The sequence below is a fragment of the Kitasatospora sp. NPDC048407 genome, from assembly GCF_043200475.1.
Lineage (GTDB): Bacteria > Actinomycetota > Actinomycetes > Streptomycetales > Streptomycetaceae > Kitasatospora.
In genome coordinates, this window is record NZ_JBICXW010000029.1 from 1 (window position 1) to 20,359 (window position 20,359).

Annotated in this window: 22 protein-coding genes; 11 read left to right on the plus strand and 11 right to left on the minus strand. The window is 72.7% G+C overall.

Translation table 11 applies throughout. From position 1 onward, the window contains the following. Positions 1-315 precede the first annotated feature (315 nt). Genes ACGFWJ_RS32800 through ACGFWJ_RS32810 form a run of 3 tightly spaced genes read right to left on the minus strand, consistent with a single transcriptional unit; the run spans position 316 to position 1,900 of the window. A complete protein-coding gene (locus ACGFWJ_RS32800) occupies positions 316-927 on the minus strand; it encodes a YbhB/YbcL family Raf kinase inhibitor-like protein (RefSeq protein WP_387642684.1) in 612 nt (203 codons plus the stop codon). Positions 928-959: 32 nt separating this feature from the next. Continuing rightward, the gene (locus ACGFWJ_RS32805; protein WP_392955953.1) at positions 960-1,403 is read right to left on the minus strand and encodes an alpha/beta fold hydrolase; all 444 of its coding nucleotides are present in this window, start codon (positions 1,401-1,403) and stop codon (positions 960-962) included. After that, the gene (locus tag ACGFWJ_RS32810; protein ID WP_392955956.1) at positions 1,400-1,900 is read right to left on the minus strand and encodes an SRPBCC family protein; all 501 of its coding nucleotides are present in this window, start codon (positions 1,898-1,900) and stop codon (positions 1,400-1,402) included. The genes ACGFWJ_RS32805 and ACGFWJ_RS32810 overlap by 4 nt, the downstream gene beginning before the upstream one ends. Positions 1,901-2,083: 183 nt before the next feature. Here ACGFWJ_RS32810 and ACGFWJ_RS32815 point away from each other — a divergent pair, with 183 nt between their 5' ends. Together ACGFWJ_RS32815 and ACGFWJ_RS32820 are read left to right on the plus strand one after the other, a co-directional pair. Then, positions 2,084-2,917: an alpha/beta fold hydrolase gene (locus ACGFWJ_RS32815; protein WP_392955959.1), complete on the plus strand. Its 834-nt coding sequence runs from the start codon at positions 2,084-2,086 to the stop codon at positions 2,915-2,917. 27 nt (positions 2,918-2,944) lie between these two features. Continuing rightward, the gene (locus ACGFWJ_RS32820; protein WP_392955962.1) at positions 2,945-3,556 is read left to right on the plus strand and encodes a TetR/AcrR family transcriptional regulator; all 612 of its coding nucleotides are present in this window, start codon (positions 2,945-2,947) and stop codon (positions 3,554-3,556) included. A 46-nt stretch (positions 3,557-3,602) separates the two neighbouring features. Here the strand turns inward: ACGFWJ_RS32820 and ACGFWJ_RS32825 are convergent, their stop codons facing one another. The 4 genes from ACGFWJ_RS32825 to thrS form a co-directional block, all read right to left on the minus strand. Then, positions 3,603-4,220, minus strand: a complete 618-nt coding sequence (locus tag ACGFWJ_RS32825; RefSeq protein ID WP_387642679.1) for a vitamin K epoxide reductase family protein — start codon at positions 4,218-4,220, stop codon at positions 3,603-3,605. 4 nt (positions 4,221-4,224) lie between these two features. Then, positions 4,225-5,019 carry a DsbA family protein gene (locus ACGFWJ_RS32830; protein WP_392955965.1) on the minus strand — a complete coding sequence of 265 codons (795 nt, stop codon included), beginning with the start codon at positions 5,017-5,019 and terminating at the stop codon, positions 4,225-4,227. A gap of 167 nt (positions 5,020-5,186) precedes the next feature. After that, positions 5,187-5,825, minus strand: coding sequence for a hypothetical protein (locus tag ACGFWJ_RS32835; RefSeq protein WP_392955968.1), 639 nt, complete (start codon positions 5,823-5,825; stop codon positions 5,187-5,189). Positions 5,826-6,037: 212 nt separating this feature from the next. Beyond that, the gene (gene thrS / locus ACGFWJ_RS32840) at positions 6,038-7,255 is read right to left on the minus strand and encodes a threonine--tRNA ligase (protein WP_392955971.1); all 1,218 of its coding nucleotides are present in this window, start codon (positions 7,253-7,255) and stop codon (positions 6,038-6,040) included. 219 nt (positions 7,256-7,474) lie between these two features. Between thrS and ACGFWJ_RS32845 the strand changes: the two genes are divergently transcribed. The 4 genes from ACGFWJ_RS32845 to ACGFWJ_RS32860 all read left to right on the plus strand — a co-directional run bounded on the left by ACGFWJ_RS32845 (position 7,475) and on the right by ACGFWJ_RS32860 (position 12,270). Next, positions 7,475-8,962 (plus strand): hypothetical protein, encoded by a 1,488-nt coding sequence (locus ACGFWJ_RS32845; protein WP_392955974.1) that lies wholly within the window; start codon positions 7,475-7,477, stop codon positions 8,960-8,962. Between the two features lie 65 nt (positions 8,963-9,027). Further along, positions 9,028-10,020, plus strand: a complete 993-nt coding sequence (locus ACGFWJ_RS32850) for an NAD-dependent epimerase/dehydratase family protein (protein WP_392955976.1) — start codon at positions 9,028-9,030, stop codon at positions 10,018-10,020. A gap of 76 nt (positions 10,021-10,096) precedes the next feature. Further along, on the plus strand, positions 10,097-11,458 hold the full coding sequence (locus ACGFWJ_RS32855; RefSeq protein WP_392955979.1) for a cytochrome P450: 1,362 nt from the start codon (positions 10,097-10,099) through the stop codon (positions 11,456-11,458). Between the two features lie 32 nt (positions 11,459-11,490). Next, positions 11,491-12,270 (plus strand): SDR family oxidoreductase, encoded by a 780-nt coding sequence (locus ACGFWJ_RS32860; RefSeq protein ID WP_392955982.1) that lies wholly within the window; start codon positions 11,491-11,493, stop codon positions 12,268-12,270. 13 nt (positions 12,271-12,283) lie between these two features. Here the strand turns inward: ACGFWJ_RS32860 and ACGFWJ_RS32865 are convergent, their stop codons facing one another. From ACGFWJ_RS32865 to ACGFWJ_RS32875, 3 genes are all read right to left on the minus strand, one after another. Continuing rightward, entirely contained in the window at positions 12,284-12,976 is a 693-nt protein-coding gene (locus tag ACGFWJ_RS32865; protein WP_392955984.1) for a hypothetical protein, read from the minus strand. Between the two features lie 108 nt (positions 12,977-13,084). After that, on the minus strand, positions 13,085-14,221 hold the full coding sequence (locus ACGFWJ_RS32870; protein WP_392955987.1) for a Cmx/CmrA family chloramphenicol efflux MFS transporter: 1,137 nt from the start codon (positions 14,219-14,221) through the stop codon (positions 13,085-13,087). 276 nt (positions 14,222-14,497) lie between these two features. Then, entirely contained in the window at positions 14,498-14,890 is a 393-nt protein-coding gene (locus tag ACGFWJ_RS32875) for a DUF1992 domain-containing protein (protein WP_392955991.1), read from the minus strand. Positions 14,891-15,027: 137 nt separating this feature from the next. Between ACGFWJ_RS32875 and ACGFWJ_RS32880 the strand changes: the two genes are divergently transcribed. From ACGFWJ_RS32880 to ACGFWJ_RS32900, 5 genes are all read left to right on the plus strand, one after another. After that, a complete protein-coding gene (locus ACGFWJ_RS32880) occupies positions 15,028-15,789 on the plus strand; it encodes a hypothetical protein (RefSeq protein ID WP_392955994.1) in 762 nt (253 codons plus the stop codon). Continuing rightward, positions 15,789-16,127, plus strand: a complete 339-nt coding sequence (locus tag ACGFWJ_RS32885) for a winged helix-turn-helix domain-containing protein (RefSeq protein ID WP_392955997.1) — start codon at positions 15,789-15,791, stop codon at positions 16,125-16,127. The genes ACGFWJ_RS32880 and ACGFWJ_RS32885 overlap by 1 nt, the downstream gene beginning before the upstream one ends. Positions 16,128-16,365: 238 nt before the next feature. Next, positions 16,366-17,277, plus strand: a complete 912-nt coding sequence (locus ACGFWJ_RS32890) for a hypothetical protein (RefSeq protein WP_392955999.1) — start codon at positions 16,366-16,368, stop codon at positions 17,275-17,277. 58 nt (positions 17,278-17,335) lie between these two features. Beyond that, positions 17,336-17,860 (plus strand): GNAT family N-acetyltransferase, encoded by a 525-nt coding sequence (locus ACGFWJ_RS32895; RefSeq protein WP_392956002.1) that lies wholly within the window; start codon positions 17,336-17,338, stop codon positions 17,858-17,860. A gap of 135 nt (positions 17,861-17,995) precedes the next feature. Continuing rightward, complete coding sequence (locus tag ACGFWJ_RS32900; protein WP_392956005.1) at positions 17,996-18,655, plus strand: NAD(P)H-binding protein; 660 nt, start codon at positions 17,996-17,998, stop codon at positions 18,653-18,655. Between the two features lie 24 nt (positions 18,656-18,679). On the opposite strand, the gene ACGFWJ_RS32905 is transcribed toward ACGFWJ_RS32900, so the two are convergent. Beyond that, complete coding sequence (locus tag ACGFWJ_RS32905; protein ID WP_392956008.1) at positions 18,680-20,014, minus strand: condensation domain-containing protein; 1,335 nt, start codon at positions 20,012-20,014, stop codon at positions 18,680-18,682. Positions 20,015-20,359 lie beyond the last annotated feature (345 nt).

Genomic DNA, 20,359 nt, shown 5'->3' on the forward strand with positions numbered 1-20,359 from the left:
CGGGGCGAGTTCGGCGACGGTGCGCTCGTACAGTTCCCGTGCGTTGGTCATGGGGCACCTCCGGCGGCGGGACTGGTGGGGGGGGCGCCCCCGGGGGGGGGGGGGGGGGGGGGGGCGGCCGCGCCCCCCCCCCGCCCCCCCGGGGGGGGGGGCGGGTGGGGCCGGGGGGCCCGCGGGCGGGGGGGGGGGGGGGTGGGGGGCCCCCGGGGGGGGGGGGGGGGGGGCGGCCCCCCCCCGGGGGGGGGGGGGGCCCCCGCGGCCGCCGGAGCGCCACACCGGGGAACGGCGTTGGCGCTCAGCGGTGTTGTGCGGGCGTCAGGGGGTCCGGGTGAAGGTGCCGACGATGGTGGTGGCCCCGAGGACGTACGGCTGGATCGCGGCGGTGACCTCCTCGTACGTCAGCCCCGCGGTCGGGAGGGTGGGGGTGGAGAGCGCGTAGAGCGTGAAGACGTAGTGGTGGGGCTGGCCCGTGGCAGGCGGGCAGGGGCCGCCCCAACCGACTATCGGGTCGCCGAAGCTGTTGGCGCCTGGGGTGAACTGGGCAGTGCCGTGGCCGTCGATGCGGCGGGCGGAGCCGGGGATGTCGTAGAGCACCCAGTGGTGCCAGCCGCCGGCCCGCGGCGCGTCCGGGTCGTTCACCAGCAGCGCGTAGCCCTGTGTGCCGGCAGGGGAGTTGCGCCAGTCCAGTCGGGGCGCGAGGTTCTTGCCGTGGCAGGGCGAGTCCTCGATGCCCGGCCAGCCGAACTCCGTCCACGCCGGGAGCTTGCCGCCGTCGCGGAAGTCCGGGCTGGTGAGGGTGAACGGCGTGAGGCGGGCCGTCGAGGAGGTGTCCGACGCCGGGGCGGCGGCGGTGAGTGTGCAGCTGATGGTCAGCGCGGCAGCGGCGATGGCGGCCGTGCGCAGCGCGGGCAGGCGAGAGATGATCAACTTTACCCCCGTGTCGTTGATTTGACGCAGCATCAGGTATGGGCTGTGCGGCGGCCGTCAGCTAACCGGCCATTCGGCGGGCGGTCAAGAGTTTGCGCACTGAGGATCTCGTGACGCGTCAACTGTCGGACGGGTGGAGGGTGCGGTGGGCGCGGCGGATCAAGGTGGCGAAGCGGTCCGGGTGGGGGAGGGAGAGCAGGTGGCCGCCGGGGTGCGGAACAGGCGGGAGTGGCGGGTGGCGGCGTGGACATACCGAGCAGCAGTGGGCGGCGGCCGGTCGCCTCGCGGGTCTCGAGGACGGCGTCGTGCGCGGCGGCGCCCGCGGCGTCGAGGGTGAACGGGCGGGCGGCGAGGGTGCCGTGGCCGGGGAGGTCCGGGGCGCTGACGCGGAAGTCGGGGGTGAGGCGGCGGACGTGCGGGCGCCACATGGTGGCGGACAGGCGGATGCCGTGGACCAGCACGATCGGGGTGGTCACGGGTGGGCGGGGTGCGTCGACTCGACGGCGGCGCGGAGGCGTTCGAGGGTGGCGCGCATGCCGGCGCGGTTGATCTCCGCGCGGTCGGTGGGTCGGGTGCCGGTGAAGGCGCGGCCGAGGAACTCGGTCAGGCGGGAGCCCCGGCCGGTGCGCAGGTCCTCCCAGTACTCGGTGACGCGGACGGCGTCCGGCCCGTCCGGCTCGATCAGGTAGCCCCAACTGGCCACCGGGAGGCCGAAGATGGCCACCCGGAAGGCGAACTCCTGCGGCGCCCTGGCGGTGCTGACCCGGCAGTCGGTGAACCACACGAACGGGCCCTTGCGGTTGAAGCCCAGGAAACGGGTGCCCTCGGTGACCGGTCCGCGGCCCAGCGTCCGGATCGCGAAGCACTCCGGGCTCCAGCGGGCCAGGTTCCGGATGTCGCGGAGCGCGGCGTACACCGACTCGGCGGAGGCGTGCACCGTCACGCTCTCCCGAACGGTCCATTGGCGGGTCATGCGTACCTCCGATGTGGATGGAGGTCCGGACTGTAATCGGTGCGCGGAGAGCGGCGCAAGAGCGGCGGGTGTCGCCAAAAGTGCTGGTGGGGAAGGTACTTGACGGTTCGGGAGAGTGCTCGCTAGCTTGGAACGAGACGACTCGTTCCGACCTGTGGGGCGAGTGAGACGGGAGGGTGGATCGTGCGGATACCGGTGCCGGGCGCCGAGGCGCTGGCCGCGGCGGTGACGGTGCCGGACGGTGTACCCGCGGCGGTGCTGGTGCTGTGGCCCGCGCTCGGGGTGCCGGCCGGCTACTACGCGCCGTTCTGCGCCGAGTTGGCCGCGCGCGGCGTCGCCACGGTGGCGGTGGACCTGCGAGGGCAGGGCGAGAGCGGGCCGCCCGCCGACCGTCGCTCGACGCACGGCTACCACGCGCTGGCCGCCCGGGACTTCCCGGCGGTGACGGCGGCGGCCCGGGCCAGGTTCGGGCCGGACGTGCCGCTGTTCCTGCTCGGCCACAGCATCGGCGGGCAGGCCGCCGTGCTGGCCGCCGCGCGCGAACCCAAGGCGGTGGACGGCCTGGTGCTCGTCGCCTCCGGCACCGTGGACTTCCGGGGCTTCACCGGCATCGCCCGCCTGCGGGTACTGGCCAGCACCCAACTCCTCGCGCTGATCGCCACGTTGTGGGGCTACTGGCCCGGCCACCGGCTCGGCTTCGGCGGCCGCCAGCCCGCCCGGCTGATGCGCGACTGGGCCCGCCTCGGCCGCACCGGCCGCTTCGCGCCCGCCGGCGCCGACCTCGACTACGAACAGGCCCTGGCGGCGGTCTCCCTGCCCGTCCTCGCCGTCTCGCTCCCGGGTGACCACCTCGCCCCCGCGAGCGCGGTCGACCGCCTGGTCGCCAAGCTCCCCGCCGCCCAGGTGGAGCGCCGCCACCACACGCCCGCGAACGGCGAATCCGCCGACCACGTCCGCTGGGCCCGCTCCGGCGGCGGGATCGCCGAACTGATCACCGGCTGGCTGGCCGGGCGCTGACGAGAACAGACGGAGGCAAGGACACTCATGGGGGAGAAGCGGAATCTGCTCCCGCTGTCCGAGGAACAGGGCGCGCCCGTAAGGGACTTGGCGGCCCGGGAGCGGATCCTGGAGACCACGCTGCGGGTGCTGTCCCGGGTCGGCTACGCGAGGGCGACGGTCGGCGGCATCGCGCAGGAGGCCGGCGTCGGCAAGGCCACCGTCTACCGGTCCTGGCCGCACAAGGCCGCACTCACCCTGGACGCCGTACGCACCCGGCTGCCGGACATCCCGGTGGACGACCTCGGCGACAGCCCGCGCGAAATCCTCGCCGTGGCCCAGGCGCTGGCCGGCCTCTACGGCGCCCCACAGGTCCGGGCCATTCTGCCCGCGCTGATCTCGGACGCCGCCACCGACCCCGAACTCGCCCGCCGCCTGCGCACCGAGCTCATCGAGCCCCGCCGCGACCGCTCCGCCACCGTCCTGCGCCGCGCCGTCACCCGGGGCGTCCTCCCCGCCGACACCGACGTCCTCACCCTGCTCGACATGTGGGCCGGCCTGATGCTCTTCCGCGGCATCGTCCTCGACGGCGACCTCGACGAGCGGGGCGTCCAGGCCCTGGTGTCGGCCGCGCTGGCCTCCCCGCCAAGGGTGTCGTGAAACGCCGAAAGGGCCGGCCCGGGGAGGGCCGGCCCTTTTCAGGACCTCAGAGCAGCGTCGACCAGTAGTACCAGAAGCGGGTCAGGATGAGCAGGCCTATCAGCAGGAAGCCGGCGGCCGGGACCAGCCACTGGTGGTTGAGGGTGGCCAGGCGGCGGACGGTGGGTGGGGTGGGGAGGATGCCGGTGCGGATGTTGTGGATGGTGGTGGACCAGAAGAGGGTGATGACCACGGCCCAGACCACCATGCAGTAGGGGCACAGGGCGCCGATCTCGTACAGGGCCTGACGGATGAGCCAGGCGACGAAGGCGAGGCCGACGAGGCTGCCGCCCTGGAGGGCGAGCCAGAACCAGCGGCGGTAGGATGCGCCCGCGAGCAGGCCCGCGCCGATGGCGGCGAGGGCGCCGAAGGCGGCCAGGCCGAGGATCGGGTTGGGGAAGCCGAAGACTTCGGCCTGTTCGGTGCGCATGACCGAGCCGCAGCTGATGATCGGGTTGATGTTGCAGTTCGGCTGGAAGGCCGGGTTCTCGATCAGCCGGATCTTGTCCAGGGTGAGCTGCGCCGAGGCGGCCAGGCCGAGCAGTCCGCTCAGCAGGATCAGCCAGGAGAAGCGGCGGCTCGCTGCGCCCTTGATTGCTGGGGTGGTGTCCCGGGCCGTGGTCATCGCGTCACCCGCCCAGGGTCTGCTTGACCAAGGCGGTGAACTGCTCGCCGCTCAGCGCCTTGCCGTCCTTGCCGATCACGTCGAGGGTCTTGCCGTCGAGCTTGACGGTCGGGGTGCCGGTGACGCCGCTCTTGTTGAACGCGGCGGCGACCTTGGTGGCCCAGTTCTTGTAGGTGCCCTCGGTGACGGCCTTGGTGAAGGCCTCGGTCTTCAGGCCGGGGACCTGGCCGGCGAGGTCGAGGATGTGGTTGACGTCGCCGAAGGCGTCCGAGGTCTCGGCGGGCTGGTTGGCGTAGAGCACGTCGTGGAACTGCTTGAACTTGTCGACGCCCTCGTTCAGCGCGGCGCCGGCCGCGGCCAGCGCGGTCTTCGAGCCCTTGCCGCCGAGGTTGTTGTCGAGGAACGCGGCCAGGTGGTACTCGATCTTGTACTGGCCCTGGTCGGCGAGTTCCTTCGCGGCCGGTCCGGACGAGGTCTCGAAGGCCTCGCAGACCGGGCAGCGGAAGTCCTCGTACACGGCCAGGGTGTGCGGGGCGTCCGGGTTGCCGTAGACGACCACGGTGCTGTCGGGGCCCGTGGCGTTGGCCGGGACGGCGATCGGGCCGCTCGCGGAGTCGGAGTTCTTGGAGGCGTTCACGGCGAGGGTGGTGCCGCCCGCGATCACGGCGACGGCCGCGACGACCGAGATGCCGATGGTGAGGGCGCGGCGGCGCTTGGCGCGCAGCGCCTCCGCCTGCTGGGCCTGCTTCAGGCGCTCGCGGGCCGAGACCGTCTTGGCGGACTTGTGGGTGCTGGGCATGGTGATCCGTCTCCTCTGCACCCGGCGGGCGGCGCGGCCCGGCTCCCAGGTGGTCTCACCTGGACGGGAGCAGGGGCGGGCGGCGGCCCGGCGGGGTGCGGGTCATGAAAAGTAAAGGGGCAGCGGGATGCCCGGAGACGGCCGCGTCGTGCGAAGTGGCGGGGCCGTCAGCAGGCGAGGGCCAGCTGCGGCGGTCCGCGACGCGGGGCGGGGGTGTGGACGGCGTCCTGCGGACGGCGCGGGGCGGGCTCGACGCCGGCCGGGGGCAGCAGCTCGGCCGGGCAGGCCGGGCGGGCCGCCAGGAGCAGCGCGCGCCAGTGGCCGGGCAGCAGCCGGGCCACCGTGCGCAGGGCCTCGCCGACCCCGTCGAGGGCGGCGTCGGCCAGCCGCAGCCAGGCCGCGGCGGCCAGTGCGACCACCAGGTGCACGCCGAGGACCAGCAGGCGCAGCATGCCCGCCGAGTTGTGCGTCCACTCCGCGAACAGTTCGGAGCCGCTGACCCGGTCGCCGCCACAGACCAGCAGGTCCACGCCGTGCATGGGCCGGGAACAGGCGTCCTGGCCGAGGTTGAAGACGGTGTTGAGCAGCAGTTCGACCGGTACCAGCACCGCGGACAGCAGCAGGAAGTGGCGGCGTGCGCCGTCCAGCAGGACCGCGAGCAGGAAGACCGCGACGCAGGCGACTGCGACCAGGGTGAGCGGCAGGGCACGGCCGGTGATCACCACCTGGCCGAACGCGGCCAGCGGCACGGCGAGCGCGGTGAACACCGCGCCCCGCAGGGCTCTGGTCGCGTGAATGCCGGTCATGGCTCCGGAGTATGCCACGCCGAAGGTCCCGGGCACGAGGGCCCTTCGGCCCCGGCGATGGCCGTCCGACCTGCGGATAAGCCCTGGATAAAGGGGACTTGGGCGCGTGCTGGGGCTGCGGCCGGGACGATTGGTGCCTGGTCGGCCGGGGGTGCGGCGTGGGTCTTGTCACGCTCCTGCTGTGGTCTGCGCCACACTTTCGGCCGGTCGGTTCACCAGAGATCGACGCTGTGCGCCCGCACCCTCGCGTCGATCCGCGCCAGCAGCTCCTCGGCGGGCAGCGGGTCGAGCCGGCGGCCGTCGCGCAGCCGCACCGCGAGGGTGCCGTCGGCGACCTCGCGCGGACCGAGCACCACCTGGTACGGCGCGAGCCGGGCCTCCCGGACCCGGGCGCCCAGTGAACCGCGGTCCGCACCCAGCACCTCGCCCCGCAGATCGAGCTCCAGGCAGCGGGCGGCCAGCTCGCGCGCCGCACCCTCCTGCTCCTCGCCGAGCGGCAGCACCGCCAGCTGCACCGGCGCCAGCCACGCCGGGAACGCCCCGCCGTGCTGCTCGATCAGCTGCGCCGCCGCCCGCTCCACACTGCCGAGGATCGCCCGGTGCACCATCACCGGCCGGTGCTTCGCCCCGTCCGGGCCGATGTAGTGCAGGTCGAACTGCTCGGGCTGATGGAAGTCGACCTGCACGGTGGACAGGGTCGACTCGCGGCCCGCACCGTCCACCACCTGCACGTCGATCTTCGGCCCGTAGAACGCGGCCTCGCCGACGCCCTCCTCGTACGGCACACCGAGCTCGTCCAGCACCCCCACCAGCAGCGCGGTCGCCCGCTCCCACAACTCCGGCCGGGCCACGTACTTCCCGCCGCCCCCCGGCAGCGACAGCCGGTAACGGGACGCGGTGATGCCCATCGCCCGGTACGCCACCGCGATCAGCTCCAGTGCGCCGCGCGCCTCCTCCGCGACCTGGTCCAGGGTGCAGAAGATGTGCCCGTCGTTCAGCTGGATCGCCCGCACCCTGGTCAGCCCGCCCAGCACCCCCGACCGCTCCGAGCGGTACATGCCGCCCAACTCGGCCATGCGTAGTGGTAGTTCACGGTAGCTGCGGGAACGGGAACGGAACATCACGGCGTGGTGCGGGCAGAGACTGGGGCGGAGGACGAGCTGATCGTCGCCGTCGCCCATGGACATCGGCGGGAACATGTCGTCCCGGTAGTGCGCCCAGTGCCCCGAACGCTCGTACAGCTCACGCTTGCCCAGCACCGGCGAGTACACGTGCCGGTAGCCCGCGCGCCGCTCCAGGGTGCGGATGAAATCCTCCAGGCTCTGCCGCACCACGGCGCCGTCCGGCAGCCAGAACGGCAGACCCGAACCGATCAGCGGATCGGTGTCGAACAGGTCCAGCTCGCGGCCCAGTTTGCGATGGTCGAACACGGCGGTCTCCTCACCGGAAGGGGGACGAGCCGCCACGGCCGCACATGCGAAAGCCCCGGGCGCTCGGCCCCGGGGCTTGATCAGAACAGCAGTCAGCGCGCCGGGACACTCTCCGGCGTCGTCGTCAGCATCGCAGCGCGCTTCATGGCCGGAACGGTAGCAGGACGGGCTGCGGGACGCACGGCGTTTGTACGCCAACGGGCGTGCCAGGATGGGCCGGTGATCGACAACGAGCCCCTGCTGCGCGGCATCGCCGCCAACCCCGGCGCGCCCACCGCCGTCCTGCTGCGCCTGCTCGCGCCCGAGGCCAAGGCCGCCTGGCCGGTGTTCGCGCAGCGCCGGCTGCCGGACGAGTTCGTCGAGGCGGCGCTGCGCAGCCCCGACGCGGGCGTGCGGAGGGCGACCGCCGGGAACCCGTGGCTCAGCGACGAGCAGTGCCTGAGGCTGGCGGGCGACCCGAACGATCTGGTGGCGGTCAGGCTCTTCTCCGGCAAGTACGCCGAACGGCGACCCCGCCCGCTGTCCGACGCGGTGCTCGAACGGATCCACCTCGCCACCTTCGAGCGGACCACGTCGCACCTCACCCTCAACGAGATCGTCGGCGAACTGGACCGCTGCGGCGCCGTCACCGCCACATTCCGCCGCCGGACGGCCACCCACCCGTCACCCCAACTGCGCCTCCAGGCAACCTACTTCCTCGACGCGCTCGACGAAGAGCAGCGCGCGGCCCTGCTGGACGACCCCGATCCGGAGGTCCGCGCCGCCGCCCGGCGCCACCACGCCCCCATGGCGCTGACCGCCGAGGACCTCGCCCACGCCGGCGCCGACCGCAACCGCGCCTACTGGTACGCCACCCGCCTCGTCCCGCCCGAGCTGTTCGAAGCGGGCCTCGCCGACGGCTACGCCTACAACCTCGCCGGAAATCCGCACCTCACCCCCGAAGAGATCCACCGCCTGGCCGCCCACCCCGACCCGCACGTGCGCCACCGCGTCGCCGAACGCGACGACCTCACCCCCGAGTTGATCGCCCTGCTCGCTGCCGACCCAGACCCGGACGTCCGCCTGCGCGCCGAGGTCGAACCCGCCCCGCGCAGGCGCGCCGAGACCCTGGCCGTCAACGGGGTCGACTGCTCCTACCCGAGCGCCAATCGCTGGATCTTCCGTAACTCCCTCCATCGTCCCGCCCTCGACTGGTACCACGCCTGCGCCCGCTCCCCCCATCCGCTGCTGCGCCGCGCCGCCGCCACCTGCCCCGAACTCGACGCCCCGACGGTCCAGTTGCTCGCCGCCGACCCCGACCGCGAGGTGCGCCTGCTGCTCGCCCTGCTCCACCCCGACGCGCCGCCCGCCCTGCTGTTGGACGCCTACCTCGCCATCCCGGAGCACCGCCTCCGGCTGCGCCTGCGGGACACGTTTCCGAGCCAGGGCGTGCCCGCCGAACTCGCCCGGCACGACGATCCCGGGGTACGCGAACTCGCCGCCGCCGACCAGGAGTTCGACGGCGACCTGGCCGCGCTGCTGGCCGACCCCGACCCGAGCGTCCGCCGCGCCGCCGCCGCGAACCCCCGGACGCCGGTCGGCACCGTCACCGCGCTGCTCGCCGATTCGGACGCCGCGCCCGAGTTGCGGGAAGGGGCCGCCGCCAGTGTGCATCTGACGGAGCGTCAGATGGGCGAACTGCTGGACCGGTTGGAAATTCCCCGCTGACCGGGTGAGCGCGGTGCTATTTGTGTGAGTGCCAATGACGCGTCACCGAGAGGGTGTTGTTCACCATGCAGAACACTTCCGCCGACCGGCTCAGCCTGCTCGTGCTGGGTGGCACGCGGTTCGTGGGCCGGGCCGTGGTCGAGGCCGCGCTGGCCGCGGGCCACCAGGTCACGATGTTCAACCGCGGTCTCAGTGACCCCGGGCTGTTCGCCGAGGCGGGCGCCGAGACGCTGATCGGCGACCGCACCGCGGACCTGTCCGCGCTGGAGGGGCGCCGCTGGGACGCCGTGATCGACGTCGCGGGGTATCTGCCCGAGGTGGTGCAGCGTTCGGTCACCGCCCTCGGGGATCGCGTCGGCCGGTACGTCTTCATCTCGACGATCTCGGTGCTCGCCGACCTGTCCACCGTGCAGGACGAGGACGGCGAGGTGCTGGAGCTCGTCGAGGGCCTGCCGCCGATCCAGCTGTACGGCGCCAACAAGGCCGCCTGCGAGCGGATCGTGCTGGACGCGTACGGCGAGCGCGCGAGCATCGTCCGACCCGGGCTGATCGTCGGCCCGTACGACACGACCGACCGGTTCGCGTACTGGCCGCGGCGGTTCCGGCGCGGCGGCCGGGTGCTGCTGCCCGGCGACCCGGCCGACCCGACCCAGTTCATCGACGTCCGCGACCTCGCGGCGTGGATCCTCGGCTGCGCCACCGAGCAGCGCGGCGGAATCCACCTGGTCACCGGCCACAGCATGCCCATCGGCGAGTTCTTCACCGCCTGCCAGGCTGTGGCGGGCTCCGACGTGGAGACGGTCTGGATCGGCACCGAGACCCTGCTGAAGGCCGGCGTCGCGCCGTGGATGGGCGTCCCGCTGTGGAACGGCGACCCGGACTACGCGGCGGCCAACCGGTCCGACATCTCCCGTGCGCTGGCTGCCGGGCTGACGTTCCGCCCGCTGGCCGAGACCCTCGCCGACACCCTGGCCTGGGACACCGCCCGCGGCGGACCGGCCCCCGACAAGGAGGGCCTCAGCGCGGCGGAGGAGGAACGGCTGCTGAACGCCGGATGATTGCGGACCGGCGCGCGGTGCCCACGCTCCGTTAGGGTGGTTGCTCGACCGGGCGGGCCAGCAGGGGAGAGACGTGATGGTGACGGCAGCGGACAGCACCCTTCCGGAGCTCGACGCCGAGGAACTCGTCCGCTGGCGGGCCGGCGGCGGGCGGCTGGTCGATCTGCTGACGGCCGCTCAACGGCTCGGCCCGGTCGCCGGGTTCAGGATCGGCGACCGGCAGGTGGTGCTGGTGACCGGGCCCGAGGAGGTCCAGCACGTGCTGGCCCGCAACCCCGACACGTACGTCAAGCACGGGCACCGCGCGAAGGTGCTGCTCGGCGACGGCCTGCTGTGCGCCGCCGGCGAGCCGTGGCGGCGCCAACGCAAGCTGCTGCAACCGCAGTTCACCGTCCGCGGCATTCGCACCTACGAGCCGCAGTTGCGCGCTGCGGTGGCGGCGCTCGCAGACCGGTGGCGGGCCGCCGCCGACAGCGGCGAGGAGCGCGAACTCGACGCCGACCTGCGGTACTTCTCGCTCGACGTGATCTGGCGCTCGCTCACCGCGCAGGCGCTGGACGAACCCACCTACCGGCAACTGGTCGCCGCCGGGGACAGCCTCGCCGCGATCCCCGCGTTCGCCCCCGCCACCGGCGAGACCGCCGCCGACTTCAGCCAGGCCGTCGCCGACGCCGACCGGGCCGCCGAGCACGCCATCGCGCTCGCCCGGAAGGCCGACGAACCCACCCTGATCGCCGTGCTGCTCCGTGCCGTCGGCGAACTGCCCGGCTACGACGAGCAGTTGGTGCGCGACGAACTGCTCACCCTGATGGTGGCCGGCTACGAGACCACCGCCACCACCCTCGGCTGGCTGTTCCTGCTGCTCGACACCCACCCCGAGCAACGCGACTGGGCGCTGTCCGCCGGCCCGGCCGGCTCCGCGGAACGGGCGGCCGCGATCCGGGCGCTGATCGACGAGACGCTGCGGCTGTACCCCGTCGCCTGGCTGATGCCCCGGCACGCCGCCGAGACCGGCACCGTCGGCGGCCGGACCGTCCCCGCCGGCGCGACCGTCCTGCTGTGCCCCTACCTGACCCACCGCGACCCGGCGCTGTGGCCCGACCCGGAGACGTTCCGGCCGCAGCGCTTCCTGGCCGCCGAACGGCGCCCCGCGCCCGGCACGTACTTCCCGTTCGGCCTCGGGCCGCGCGCCTGCATCGGCGCGCAGTTCGCGGTGCGGGAGATGACGCTGCTGCTGGAGGAGCTGCTGCCCGCCGTCCGGCCGGAGATCCGCGAGCGGCCCGGTGGGGCCGGGTACCGGCTGACCGTCCACCCGGACGGGCCGATCCGGGCGGTGCTGCGCCGGGATGCGGGGGACTGGGCGGTGGGGGACCCGGCTGCGGGGGATCGGGCTGTGGGGGATCGGGCTGCGGGGGACCGGGACGAAAACCGTTTGTGAGCGGGGCGGCGGGTTCGTCAGGATCGGCGCTGATGAAGACTGATTCGGATGCCCTGTCCCATCCCGTCGCGCTGGTGACGGGAGTCGGCCGGACGGTCGGCATCGGCGCCGCCGTGGCCGAGCAACTCGCCGCCTCCGGCTGGGACATCGCGCACACCCACTGGACGCCGTACGACACCCGGATGCCCTGGGGTGTGGAGAAGGACGCCGTCGAGGCCGTCGGCGCGGCGATCCGCGCGCACGGCGCCCGGCAGCTCGCGGTGCCCGCCGACCTCACCGACCCCGGGACGCCCGCCCGGCTGTTCGACCAGGTGGAGGCCGAACTCGGCCCCGTCACCGCGCTGGTGATGAGCCACGCCGAATCCGTCGACTCCGGGCTGCTCGACACCAGCGTGGAGAGCTTCGACCGGCACTTCGCCGTCAACACGCGGGCGAGCTGGCTGCTGATCCGCGAGTTCGGGCGGCGCTTCACCGGCCCGTTCGGCACCGGCCGGATCGTCGCCCTCACCAGCGACCACACCGTCGGCAACCTCCCCTACGGCGCCAGCAAGGGCGCACTCGACCGGATCACGCTGGCCGCCGCCCACGAACTCGCCCACCTCGGCATCACCGCCAACGCCGTCAACCCCGGCCCCACCGACACCGGTTGGATGAACGACACCCTCCGCGCCGACGTCCTCGCCCACACGCCGTTGGCCCGACTCGGTACGCCGCAGGACGCGGCCCGGCTGATCGACTTCCTCTGCTCGCCGTCAGGGCAGTGGGTCAACGGTCAACTGCTGCAGAGCGACGGGGGATTTCGCGGGGTGTGACGGTGGGCGGTGTTCAGGCTTTCCGCTCGGAGCGTTCGCGCAACTCGCGGGTGCGGGAGGCGAGTTCGGCCAGGGAGAGGCCGGCGGTGCCGTCCGTCAGGCTGCCCAGGGAGGAGCCGTCCGCCCAGGCGCAGACCGGGAGTTCGCGCTTGTCGTCCCAGACCGCCGCGCAGGCGATCGCGCCGCCGAGCGGGCCGGGCTCGAACATGCGCAGGCCCGTGACGGCCGTGCTGTCGCGGAGGGTGGTGGTGTCGGTGTGGGAGTAGCCGCGGAGCATCCAGGCGGCCGCCTGGTCGGAGTCCGGCACCGAACCGCTCATCACCACCGCCAGCAACTCCGCCTGCGCGAAGCCGGCCGCCCCTGGCGGCCCGTACGCCACCACCTGGATGCTGCGGGGCACGAAGCGCTTGGCGTCGTCCGACTCGTACGCGGCCCGCAGCTGGGCCAGGTCCCGATCCTCCGTCACCCGTGACAGGCCCGCGAACTCGGCCGGCAGCGCGACCTTGCGCCGCTCCACCCCCGAGTCCATCGCCCCGGCGGCCAGTACGGCGAGCGCGAGAGCTGCCGCCGCCCCCACGCCGACGTCGAACTGCTTTGCCGTCAGCTGCCGGTACCACGGCACCGGCGGCTGCGGCTCCTCGTCCGCCGCCCAGAGCGCCTGCGGGCTGTCGAACCCCGACTGCGGATGCTGCACCGTACCGGTCACTGGCTCCCCCGACTGAACTGAAATCAGATCGTCCGATCGAACGATGGCGAGCACTTTACAAGCACGCTGACCAGGGGCGACGCGGGCGCTGGGAGCGTTGGTGGATGGTCAGGTGTTGGCACGGGCCGGGGCGTGGTTGCGGAGCGTCGGAGTGAGCAGGAGGGCGGCCGCGGTGAGGGCTGCGGCGGTGTACAGCGGGCCGGTCGGAGTGCGGAGAGTGGCGGCGGCGAGGAGAGGGCCGGCGGTGGCGCCGAGGTTGAGGGCGGCCGTCGCGTAGGCCCCGGCCATGGTGGGTGCGCCGGTGGCGGTGGCCAGGGCACAGGTGATCAAGGTGCCGCCGACGGCGAAGGAGAGCGCGCCGAGCACGGGTACGAGGACCGGCAGTGCGGTCGGGAAAGCGGCCAACGCCGCCCAGCCGAGCGGCAGTAGCGGGCCCGCCACCGCGAGCAGTCGCAGCGGATGCCGGTCGGCGAGCCGCCCCGCGACGGTCACGCCCAGGACCGTGCCGAGACCGAACAGCACCAGCACCACCGGCACCCAGCGCCGCCCGAACCCGGCCGGGCCGGTCACCACCGGGGCGAGGAAGGTGAACGCGGCGAACGTCCCGGCGTTCACCAGCGCGCCCAGCAGCAGCACCCGAAGGAGGCGGGGGCGGGCGAGCTCGGCGAGTTCCGCGCGCAGGGCCGAACGCCCGGATCCGCCACCGCCCGGGACGCCCCGCAGCACCCCGACAGCGGCCGGCACGCAGAGCACCGCCACCGCCCAGAACGAGGCCCGCCAGCCCAGCAGTTGACCGAGCAACGCGCCCGCCGGGACCCCGACGACGGTGGCCACCGTCGTCCCCGACAGCAGCACACCCACCGCCCGCCCCCGCCGCTCGGGCCCGACCAGGTCGGCCGCCGCCGTCACCGCCAGAGCGAGGAACCCGGCGTTCGCGAACGCCGCCACCACCCGGCTGACACACAGCACCGGGAACGATGCGGCCGTGGCGCCGAGGACGTGGGCCGCCGCGAACAGCACGAGGAAGGTGAACAGCCCGGCCCGGCGCGGCCAACGGCGGGCCAGCGCTGCCATCGGCGGGGCGCCCGCGACCATGCCGACCGCGAACGCCGAGGTCAACAGGCCGGCCGTGCCGACCGGGACGCCGAGCTCGGCGGCGAGATCCGGCAGCAGGCCGGACAGCATGAACTCCGAGGTGCCCATGGCGAACACGGCCAGGGCGAGCAGGTACAGGGCAAGAGGCATCGCGCAGAACTCCGGGGTGAGGAGCGGAAACGGACAGCCGTCTCGTCACCAGGAGTCCAGGAACCGTGGTCGCGTTTCAGCGCCGCGCGGCCCCTCGGCGGGGCAGGCGCGGCCCGGCAGGGCGGACTCAGGTGCTCAGGGGCCGACGGCGGGGCCGAAGACCCCCACCTCGTCCGACTCGGGGCTCACCACGCTGCGCACACTACCGAACGCCGACCGTGCGGTCACCTGCGGCCGCCAACGTGCGTCAGCGGTAACGGGTTTCCGGCTCCCGGTTCAGGTGCGGCGCCAGTTGGAGACCTCGGCCTCGATGTCCACCGGCGCGACGCCGAGCGGTGGGCCTTCGACGGGGCGGCGGAGGGCTGCGTCGATACGGGAGTTGAGCTCGGCGAGACGCTTGCGCAGCAGCGCCTCGGTGGGTGCGAGGCGGGCGGCGTCGAGTGCCTCGTGCAGCTCGTTGCGCAGGACGAGGGACGGGGGCAGAGAACTCAGGCCCTCGCGTTCCAGCTTCTCCCGGAGCCACCACATCTCGTGGTACGGCCGGTTCTCGTGGGCGAGCGGTTTGCCTGCGCCCGGCAGGTTGTCGAACTCGCCGCGCTCGGTGGCCTCCCGGATCTGCCGATCGACCCAGCTCTCGAAGGTGACGCCAGGGGGCTTGCGGTCGGTCATGGCCGGCTCCTTCCGTTCTTCCGTGTGCGGATGGCTGCACCCACCAGCCTACGTCCTCGCCCAACTCGGCGACTGGGGACGGGAAATGATGCGCACGGTCTCTTGTCGCAACTGGTTTGTCATGCAAACCTGATGGCATGACAGACGCTACGGTGCCCTCGAACGGCACGCCGCACGAAGTCCTCGCCGGCCTGGGCGAGTTGACCCGCAAGGTGCGTGCCGCCCAGCGCGGCACCTGGTTCCCGCTGCTGCTGCTCGGCGGGCTCACGCTCGGCGGGATCCTGGTCAGCCGCCTCACCTACCAGATCCTGTCCGTCCCCTGCCCCGAACCCGCCGCGGGCGCCGACTGCACCCTCGTCCGGCAGGGCTCGCCGCTCTACTGGCCGATCGGCCTCGCCCTCGCCTACCTCGCAACCGCGATCTTCTACGTCCGCCGCGCCCGTCGCCGGGGCGTCGGCACGGCCGTCCGGCCCTACGTCCTCACCGGACTCGCGCTGCTCGCCGTGGTGGCCGCCACCTCGCTCTGGGTCACCCGGAACGGGATACCGCAGCCCGGCGCGCCGCTCGACTTCTGGGGCCTGCACCTCGCCCCCTCGTCCCCGGCGGCCAGGTTCCTCTCCCGGCTGACGGGCGACGCCCTGGCCGTCGGGCTGCCGCTGCTGGTGCTGGCCCGGGTGGAACGCAGCCGCACCCTGCTGCTGCTCGCCACGCTGTACCTGGCCGTCGAGCTGGTACCGCTCACGCCCGGCTGGGCGGGCATCCCGATGACCTCGCCCTGGGCCTTCCTGCCGCAGTACGCCGTCCCCGGCGCGCTCCTGCTGCTCGGCGCGGTCGGTTTTGCGCTGGCGGAGCGGTCCGGGGGGCAGTTCGGTGGGCGTTCCGATGGGCGCGCCGCGTGATGACCGAACAGCCCGAACAGCACCCCGCAATCGGCCTGGACGACGTCGTCCACCAGCGTGTCCGCCTGGGCATCCTCACCGTCGCCCACCAGGCGCGCCGGGTCGAATTCGGCTTCCTGCGCACGGCACTCGGCCTCACCGCCGGCAACCTCAGCCAGCATCTGACGGTGCTGGAGAAGGCCGGACTGATCGCCGTCGAGAAGGGCTACGAGGGTCGCCGCGCCCGCACCTGGCTCACCCTCACTCCCGCCGGTGACCGGGCGCTGCAGGACGAGGTTGCCCAGCTCAAGCGGCTCATCCAGCAGATCGAGAGCGGTAGTTCGGGATCGGCGTTCTGATTTCCGTTCGGGCGGTGGGCAGTTGGCGATGCGGCGCGGCCCTATCGTGCTCGTTCCGTTGCCGAACTGGTTGATGACGGCCGCGAATGCCCTTGGCTACCTTGGTGGTTGGGCTCGCGGGGGCGATTGTCGGACCGGCCCTGTCGTTGTCTGTCACGAAACGTGCTGCTGGGCGGGCCGAGTCGCGGCCGACAGGGTCGGGGGGCTCGCTGTTTCTCGTTCCATGGGGGGAATGGGCATGGCGACAAGTGGGGAGTCGGGGCTGGTCGCGGCCGTGCTGGGCGCGCTGATCCAGTCGGTCGGCCGGGGAGAGGGAGCGGAACTCGCTGACATCCAGCCGGAGTTGAGGAGAGTGTGGCAGGAGCTGGCGCGGATTCCTGGTGGGGAGGAGGCGGTTCGGCGGGCGGCTGCCGCGCCCGAGGACGGTTGGGTGCAGGCCGAGGCGACGGTCGTGGTCACCGAACTGCTGCGGTCGAACGGTGAGTTGGGTGATGCGCTGGCGGCCTTCCGGCCGGCTGGCGGAAGCGCGGCCGCCAGGAAGCGCCGGTTCGGCGCCGGTGCTGTCATGGCCGCGGTGCTCGCGCTGGCGAGCCTCGCTGCCGGGCTGAGCGTGTACCTCGGGGATCAGCCCGCGGTGCTCACCTTCGCCCAGGCCAAAGCGGCACTGCCCGACCTGGGTGCCCTCCCGGCGGGGTGGCGGACGGTCGCGGACGCCGAGGTCGGACCGCCGCTCCGGGAGTGCGTGACCGGCGAACCGCCCGACATCTGCGAGCATGTCCGGTCCGTCGCGACAGTCGCCTTCACCAGCCGCGACGGGGTCGTCGTCGTCTTCATGCTGATCACGATGGAGGACCGCACTTGGGGCGAGAAGGCCTACCGGCGGTCCGAAGCCGCTGCCAAGGCGGCAGCGGGCGCCAACAAGAAGATGGTCCCGGTACCGGCCATGGGGGACGCCTCGATGGCCGTGGGCGACTCGAGTTCGATGGACATCGGGGTCGAGGTCGGCACGGAGTTCCTCTCGATCACGTCCGACATCGGGAACTCCGGCGGTAGTTGGGACAAGAGCACCATGCTGTCCCTCGCCCGGATGTTCGTCGCCCGGGTCCAACAGGCCGAACAGGGCCGGACCCCCGACGCCTCCGTCCGCTAACGCTTCCGTCGCGCGTAGGCTGCCGTCCCGTCCGACCTTCTGCGACGAGGACTCAACCATGAGCAGCCGCACCACCGTTCGCCTGATCGAGCCCGCCGACGCCGCACCGATAGCCGCGCACCGCGCGCGGGACGTCGAAGCCTTCCGGCGGTGGGAGCCGGCCCAACCCGCCGCGTTCTTCACCCCGGAGGGCCAGGCCGAGCGGATCGACCGACTGCTGACCGCCCACCGCGCCGGGACGGTCTGGCCGGGCGTGGTGCTCGCCGACGGCGAGGTGATCGGGCAGGTCAGCGTCAGTGGCATCCTTCCGCAGCCGCACCTGCGCCGCGCCTCCCTCGGCTACTGGATCGCCACCACCGCCCAGAACCAGGGCCACGCCGGGCGCGCCGTCGGCCTGGCGCTGAAGGTGATGGCGGACGAACTCGGGCTGCACCGGGTCGAGGCGTCCACCAATCTGGACAACCTGGCGTCCCAACACGTGCTGCGCCGTAACGGGTTCAGCTCGTACGGCGTCGCGCATTCGTCGATCCTCCTCGACGGGCGGTGGCACGACTCGCTGCTCTGGGAGCGGATCCTCGAGTGACAGGCGTCCTCGACATTCTCGCGCGGGCTCAGGAGGAGTTGACGTCGCATCGGGTGCGGGCCGAACTCACCCGTATGCATGGCGGATCGGCTGGGCTCCGACGGGAAGTGATCGGCGGGGCGTACGGTCGGGCGCATGCGGATTGTCATTGCTGGTGGTCATGGTCAGATCGCGCTTCGGCTCGAACGGCTGCTCGGCGCGCGGGGAGACGAGGTCGCGGGGATCATCCGACGGCCGGAGCAGGCGGGGGAGTTGCTGGCGGCGGGTGCCGAACCCGTGGTGTGCGACTTGGAGTCGGCCTCGGTCGCCGAGGTGGCCGGGCACCTGGAGGGTGCCGACGCGGTGGTGTTCGCCGCCGGCGCGGGGCCGGGTAGCGGGGCGGCGCGGAAGGACACGGTCGATCGTGGGGCCTGCGTGCTGTTCGCTGATGCGGCGGAGGCAGCAGGCGTGCGGCGCTTTCTGGTGGTGTCCTCGATGGGGGCGGACCGGGAGCCGGCGGCGGGGACCGATCCGGTGTTCGCCGCGTACCTGCGGGCCAAGGCGGCGGCCGACGACGACGTGCGGTCCCGCCCCGGCCTCGACTGGACCGTCCTGCGGCCGGGCCGGCTGACCGACGAGCCGGGCGGCGGAACGGTCGAGCTGGCCGAGCACACGGGGCGCGGGTCGGTCTCGCGCGACGACGTGGCGGCCGTCCTCGCCGCGCTGCTGGCCGAACCGCGGACGGCCGGGCTGACGTTGGAGCTGATCGGCGGCAACTCGCCCGTGGACGAGGCGGTTTCGGCGCTGGTCGGTTAGCTGCGGTCGGTTAGCTGCGTTCGGTTAGTTGCGGTCGGTGCCGGCGGACATCGTCAGCAGGGTCTCGCGCAGGGTGCGGTGGAGGCCGGCCATGGTGCGGTGGGCCTGCGGGAGGTCGACGTAGATCGAGTTGATGTGCAGGCCGTCGGCGTCCCGTTGGAACCATGAGGTGGTGCCGTTCACGCGCGAGACCCACACGTGGGCCATGGGGCGCCAGCGCGCGTGGTTTTCGGCGCCCGGGCACTTGCGCATGTCGATGTAGGAGAGGAAGTTCACCGGGAACGGCCAGCAGCGGCCGGTGAAGTGCTCGGGTGCCAGGAGTTCCCAGGCGCGGACGAAGGGCACGTCGATGTTCTCCATCATGGTGGTGAACCCGTCCCGGACTCCGGCGAGGAGTTGCGGGAAGTCGAGCTCCCTGGCGACGGAGAACTCGATCGGCAGGGTGTTCACGAACCAGCCGAGGGAGTCCCGCCAGGTGCCGCGGCCGCGTTCGCTGAGTGGGAGCAGGGCGCGGTAGAGGTCCGGGCCGCCCTCCGTGTGCAGGGCGGTTCCGACGGCGGCGAAGAGTCCCATGAACAGTTTGCCGCCCGCGTCCTGGCAGCGGGCCTCCAGCGCCGCGGTCTGCCGGTCGTCGAGCAGCGTCGCGGATTCGTTGACCGCCGGGTACAGGCGGCCGGGCTCGGTGCCGAGGTCCAGCGGGAAATGCGGGAAGATACCGTCATTTCGTTCGATGAACGATTTCCAGTACGCGAGGCGGTCGTCGTCGGCGTCGATGGATGCGTAGCGGTGGCGCTGCTCGCGGGCGAAATCCACGTAACTTCCGGCGGGCGGGAGCGCGGGGTCCTTTCCGGCGGAGTAGGCGGCATATGCCATTTGTACGTCGCGGACGACATTCGGCATTGACATACCGTCGGAGACGATGTGGTCGAACGCGAGGTAGACCGTGGTGGGGCCGCTGTTCCGGAGAACGGCTCCCACCGTGTACGGCGGCCACTCCAGTGTGTCGATCTGCTTCTGAAAGCTGTCGTTCAGGAAGTCGCGGACCTCCTGCGAGGTGTCGAATTCGCCCAGGTGAACGGATTCCAGTTCGATGTCCTCGGGCCGGTGCACCGCACAGGACAGGTCACCCAGGAGCCGCTGGAACTCGCAGCGCAGGACGTGGTGCCGCTGCACGAGGTGCCGCAGTGCCGACTCCAGGGCCGGGCGGTCGAGCGGGCCCTCGATCTCGAACGTGACGGCGAGCCAGGAGGCGAGGGGCTCGCGGCTGTTGCGGGTCTCGTCGATGAGTGAGTGGTGCTTGTCCTGATTGAACGACGCGTTCTTGTCGATTTCTTCGCCGTGGCGGTCCGCGTACGCCACTCCCGAGGACCTGATATTCCACTGGACAATCTGCCCCGGCGCAATATCGGCCGCTTCCAAGGGTGCTTGGCGCATGCTGGTGTTCTCCCTAGCCGGAGGGGCGGTTCTGTGAATCGGCAAGGCGGAAGCGCCCACGCAAAGGGGCTGAATCGGCCGATTCAATACAGAACGTAACACCGTGCATTCGGGAAGTGTCTGATCGGCGCGGCACGAAAATGCGGTCGATTGGCGCCGTTGGGTTTGGGTGGGGGAGTGTCAGGGGAAGTGCGGCAGGCTCGGGCGGGCCAGGGCTGCGGCGCCGAGATGGCCGGCGGCGCCGAGGCGGGTGGGGCGAGGGGGATGGGG